Below are 4864 nucleotides of genomic sequence, written 5' to 3' on the forward strand. Positions count from 1 at the left end.
ATGACCAGGTGCAGCCCGAGGGAGCGGCCGCGCTGGGAGACATCGATCACCCCGTCGACGAACTCGGGGATCTCGTTGACGAGGGCGGCGAACTCATCGATCACGATGATCAGTGCGGGAGGCGCAGCCGGGCCGCCGCGTAGCCGCTGGGTTCCGAGCCTTCGGTTTCGGTGGTCACTTCGGTACTCGTCACCCAGCTGCCTTCCGTTCGTGGGCCGTCGGTCAGAGGGCGTCCGGGCCGCGTTCGCCGGTCCGTACCCGGACGGCGGTGTCGACCGGGACGCTCCAGACCTTGCCGTCTCCGATCTTGCCGGTACGGGCGGCCTTGACGACGACCTCGATGAGCTGTTCGGCGTCCTCGTCCTCGACGAGGACCTCGATGCGGATCTTGGGGACCAGGTCGACGGTGTACTCGGCGCCCCGGTAGACCTCGGTGTGGCCGCGCTGCCGCCCGTAACCGCTGGCCTCGGTGACGGTGAGCCCCTGGACGCCGAAGGCCTGGAGGGCCTCCTTGATCTCGTCCAGCCGGTGGGGCTTCACGACCGCGGTGATGAGCTTCATGCGTCCACCTTCTTTGCCTTCGGTGCTGCCGTCGGGTCCGTCGCGGGGGCGGTGGTGCGGGAGACCGAGCCGCCGCCCGTGCCGCTGAAGTCGTACGCCGTCTCGGCGTGCTCGACCTGGTCGATGCCGGAGATCTCGTCGTCCTCGGAGACCCGCATCCCGATCGTCTTGTGGATCGCCAGGGCGATGACCGCGGAGACGACGAGAGAGTACGCGAGAACCGCGACGACGCCGACGACCTGCTTGCCGAGCTGGTCCACGCCGCCGCCGTAGAAGAGGCCGGCGGCGTCGGACTGGACGCCGCCGGTGGCGAAGAAGCCGACCAGGATGGAGCCGATGATGCCGCCGACGAGGTGGACGCCGACGACGTCCAGGGAGTCGTCGTAGCCGAACTTGTACTTCAGGCCGACCGCCATGGCGCACAGGACACCGGCGATGGCGCCGATCGCGATCGCGCCGAGCGGGGAGACGGAGCCGCCCGCCGGGGTGATGGCGACGAGGCCGGCGACGGCGCCGGATGCGGCGCCGAGCGTGGTGAAGGAGCCGTGGCGCAGCTTCTCGTAGACGAGCCAGCCGAGGACCGCGGCGGCGGTGGCGACCTGGGTGTTCAGGAACATGACCGCGCCGACGCCGTCGTCGTTGCCGAGCCAGGATCCGGCGTTGAAGCCGAACCAGCCGAACCACAGGAGGGCCGCGCCGAGCATGACGAGCGGCAGGCTGTGCGGCCGCATCGGGTCCTTCTTGAAGCCGATGCGCTTGCCGATGACCAGGATGACGCCGAGGGCGGCGGCACCGGCGTTGATGTGGACGGCCGTACCGCCGGCGAAGTCGATGACGCCCATCTCGAAGAGCCAGCCGCCGGAGCCCCAGACCCAGTGGGCGACGGGGAAGTAGACGATGGTGACCCACAGGACGACGAACAGCGCCCACGCGGTGAACTTCACGCGGTCGGCGAGCGCACCGCTGATCAGGGCCGGGGTGAGGACGGCGAACATCAGCTGGAAGGCGGCGAAGACGTACACCGGGATGGTGTAGCCGTCCCAGAGTTCGGTGACGCCGATGTTGCTGAGGCCGACGTAGTCGGAGCTCCAGCCGATGACCGAGCCGACGTCGGAGCCGAAGGCGAGGCTGAATCCGTAGAGCACCCACAGGACCGTGACGATCCCGAGGCTGATGAAGCTCATCATCAGCATGTTCAGGGTGCTCTTGACGCGGACCATGCCTCCGTAGAAGAAGGCCAGGCCGGGGGTCATGAGCATCACCAGGGCCGAGCAGATGAGCATGAACCCGGTGTTGGCGGCAGACAGCTCAGGGGCGTCTGCGGCAAGCGTCGTGATGCCTGGGGGCATCGGCGTCTCCTCGTCGTCGGTGCGGCCGCGGCGTGCGGGGGAATGCTGCGGGACCACTGGGGAACAGGTGCGGGCCGGTATGAGCCACGAGGTTGACGGAGGGCCGTTTCATGGGATGCCGCACGATGTTTCGCGAGCGTGACGAAGAGGGATCGCGTGTTACGGCCGAATGAATCCGGGGTGGCGCGTCCGGTGCCCTGCCTATCCTGCGGCGCACGCCGCATACGGTGCGGTTGAAACGCCCAGGGGCCAAAGAACACGAAACCGGCCACGGCGGCCCTCCGTGTGACCAGGCGATGGGGGAGCCGAGTCGGGCTGTACGGAAGGGGCGCCGCGGCCGGGGCCGGGGGTGCCGGTCAGACCGCTTCGGCGGTCTCCGGCAGCTGTTCGTGGAGCAGCTCGGTGAGCCGGGCGACGTCGGCGACGTCGCCGAAGTCCCTGGCAGCGGTGTCGACGGTCTTGCGCAGGCGGGTGTTGACCCGCTCGGAGCGGACCTTCTTGGCGATCTTCAGGGCGCGGGTGGCGAGCACGGTGGACTCCTCGGGCTCGCGCTGGAGGAGATGGACGGTGGCCATGCCGATGAGGTTGAGCGCGTAGGAGCGCTGGTGCTCGTCGTCCTCGCCGAACAGTTCGACGGCCTTCTCCATGACGGGCTCGGCGAGCGAGGCGTAGGTGGGGCTGCGGCCGGCGACATAGGCCAGGTCGCGGTAGGAGTGGGCGTTCTCGCCGTTCAGCTCGGCCTCGGAGAAGAAGCGGATCCAGTCGGGCTCGGGCTCGCCGTCGAGTCCGGCGTCCAGGAAGGTGTCCTCGGCCATCCGGACGGCCCGCTTGCACTTGCTGGGCTGGCCCATGTTGGCGTAGGCGCGGGCCTCCATCGCATACAGCATGGCCTGGGTCCGGGAGGTGGCGCAGTCGCGGCTGCCGTACTGCGCGAGGTGGATCAGCTCCAGGGCGTCGTCGGGGCGGCCCAGGTGGATCATCTGCCGGCTCATGCTGGAGAGGATGTAGCTGCCGAGCGGCTTGTCCCCGGCCTCCTTGGCGGCGTGCAGGGCGAGCACGAAGTATTTCTGGGCGGTCGGCTGGAGGCCGACGTCGTAGCTCATCCAGCCCGCCAGCTCGGCCAGTTCGGCGGCGCAGCGGAAGAGCCGCTGGGCGGTGGGTCCAGGCTGGGGCTCCTGGAGCAGGTCGGTGACCTCGTGCAGCTGTCCGACGACGGCCTTGCGGCGCAGTCCGCCGCCGCACTGGGCGTCCCACTGCCGGAACATCGCGGTGGTCGACTCCAGCAGGTCCAGCTCGGGCCGGGAGAGCCGGGAGGGGCGGTGGTCGGCCGCCGGGGCCTCCGGCTCGCCGGGCCCCTGTACGGGGACGGGGACCAACCAGCGCTGCATCGGCTCGATGAGCGCGGGCCCCGCGGCCAGCGCCAGCGAGCTGCCGAGGAAGCCGCGCCGGGCGAGCATCAGGTCGCTGCGGGAGAACTCGCTGAGGAGGGCGACGGTCTGCGGTCCGGCCCAGGGCAGGTCGACGCCGGCCACCGAGGGTGACTGGTGGGCGGTGCGGAGCCCGAGCTGTTCGACGGCGACGACGGCGCCGAAGCGCTCCGAGAACAGCTCGGAGAGGATGCGCGGGATCGGCTCCCGCGGCTGCTCGCCGTCGAGCCAGCGCCGCACCCGGGAGGTGTCGGTGCTGATGTGGGAGGCGCCCATCTGCCGGGCCCGTCGGTTGACCTGGCGTGCCAGCTCGCCCTTGGACCAGCCACTGCGCACGAACCACGAACCCAACTGCTCGTTGGGACGCTTCCCGGCATCCGTGTCGCCTGCGCCGCTGCCACTCACTGGAACGCCCCCATCCCGCTGAAACCTCATCGCGCGAACCATTATCAGAATGCCGTGCATCGGTGCTGTCCGTACGGGAGTTGCACACGCTCGAACAGGAAATCGGGTTGCCTGCGGCATACCCGTGGGTGCACATGCTCCCAGGGTTCGTGTACCGACGGTAATCCTACGATCACCCCTCTCGCGAGGGGAATTGAAGAAACGCCACCATTCGCCACCCCTTCGAATGAACCCGACTGCCGCTGCGCGCGCTTGACTTGAGGGATCAGGACCGAGGGCGAGCGGACGGAGGCACTCGGGGGCGCGTACACCGTGTCGCACTCCCTTTCGCACTACCGCGCACGCCACTCGATCGAGTTGCAGCGACGGAGGGTTACCCGAGCAACGCGGGTCGTAACCACCGACGAGCCGGACCCGTTGGAGGGGGCATGGGCTTCACGATCGGCGGCATCCGGGAGATGCGATCCGGTGCGCGGCGACGCCACCGCGGCACCGAGGGCACGGCGGTGGCCGAGTACACAGGGCTGTGGGGCTGGGCGGTTGCGCCCGGAGCACGGGCCGAGGCCGGCTCCTGCTCGTGCGGTGATCCGGTGTGCCCCTCCCCCGGCGCCCATCCGCTGGACTTCGCCCGGGAGGTTCCGGCGGGCACCGGCCTGGACCGCGCGTCGGACGCATGGGCTCAGACGCCGGGCGCCGCGATGCTGCTGCCGGTGGGCCGCTCCTTCGATGTCCTGGAGGTCGCGGAGCAGGCCGGGCGGCGGGCGCTGGTGCGGATGGAGCGGATGGGGCTGCCGCTGGGCCCGGTCACGGTGACGCCGACCGGGCGGGCACAGTTCTTCGTCGCGCCCGGGGCCGCTGCCGAGCTGCCCGAACTGCTCTACCGGATGGGCTGGGACGACGCGGGCCTCGACCTGCGCGCCCTGGGCCGGGGGGCGCACATCACCGCCCCGCCCTGCGACCTCGGCGGCCTCGGCCCGGTCCGCTGGCTGCGGACCCCGGTGCTGGACACGGCGGCCGCTCCCCCGCAGGCGCGGCTGCTGCTGGGGACCTTGGCGTACGTCTGCCACCGCTCATAGCCCCCTGAGCGGAAACGGCGGACGGGCGGCAGGCTCCTCGCAGGAG

Annotated in this window: 4 protein-coding genes; 1 reads left to right on the top strand and 3 read right to left on the bottom strand. The window is 70.4% G+C overall.

What is annotated here, in order from left to right:
• Positions 1-222: 222 nt before the first annotated feature.
• The 3 genes from ACFWM7_RS33615 to ACFWM7_RS33625 all read right to left on the bottom strand — a co-directional run bounded on the left by ACFWM7_RS33615 (position 223) and on the right by ACFWM7_RS33625 (position 3742).
• Positions 223-561 carry a P-II family nitrogen regulator gene (locus ACFWM7_RS33615; protein ID WP_006127894.1) on the bottom strand — a complete coding sequence of 113 codons (339 nt, stop codon included), beginning with the start codon at positions 559-561 and terminating at the stop codon, positions 223-225.
• Complete coding sequence (locus tag ACFWM7_RS33620; protein ID WP_383268119.1) at positions 558-1910, bottom strand: ammonium transporter; 1353 nt, start codon at positions 1908-1910, stop codon at positions 558-560. Before ACFWM7_RS33620 ends, ACFWM7_RS33615 begins: the two co-directional genes overlap by 4 nt.
• A 356-nt stretch (positions 1911-2266) precedes the next feature.
• The gene (locus tag ACFWM7_RS33625; protein ID WP_383268121.1) at positions 2267-3742 is read right to left on the bottom strand and encodes a hypothetical protein; all 1476 of its coding nucleotides are present in this window, start codon (positions 3740-3742) and stop codon (positions 2267-2269) included.
• Positions 3743-4170: 428 nt separating this feature from the next.
• On the opposite strand from ACFWM7_RS33625, the gene ACFWM7_RS33630 reads away from it, so the two are divergent.
• A complete protein-coding gene (locus tag ACFWM7_RS33630; RefSeq protein ID WP_383268123.1) occupies positions 4171-4818 on the top strand; it encodes a bifunctional DNA primase/polymerase in 648 nt (215 codons plus the stop codon).
• Positions 4819-4864: the final 46 nt, after the last annotated feature.

It is taken from the genome of Streptomyces sp. NPDC058375, from assembly GCF_042723425.1.
GTDB lineage: Bacteria > Actinomycetota > Actinomycetes > Streptomycetales > Streptomycetaceae > Streptomyces > Streptomyces durocortorensis.

Excerpts from the sequence above, each read along its gene's own strand:
- ACFWM7_RS33615 (WP_006127894.1), bottom strand. The coding sequence starts at position 561 with ATGAAGCTCATCACCGCGGTCGTGAAGCCCCACCGGCTGGACGAGATC.
- ACFWM7_RS33620 (WP_383268119.1), bottom strand. The coding sequence starts at position 1,910 with ATGCCCCCAGGCATCACGACGCTTGCCGCAGACGCCCCTGAGCTGTCT.
- ACFWM7_RS33630 (WP_383268123.1), top strand. The coding sequence starts at position 4,171 with ATGGGCTTCACGATCGGCGGCATCCGGGAGATGCGATCCGGTGCGCGG.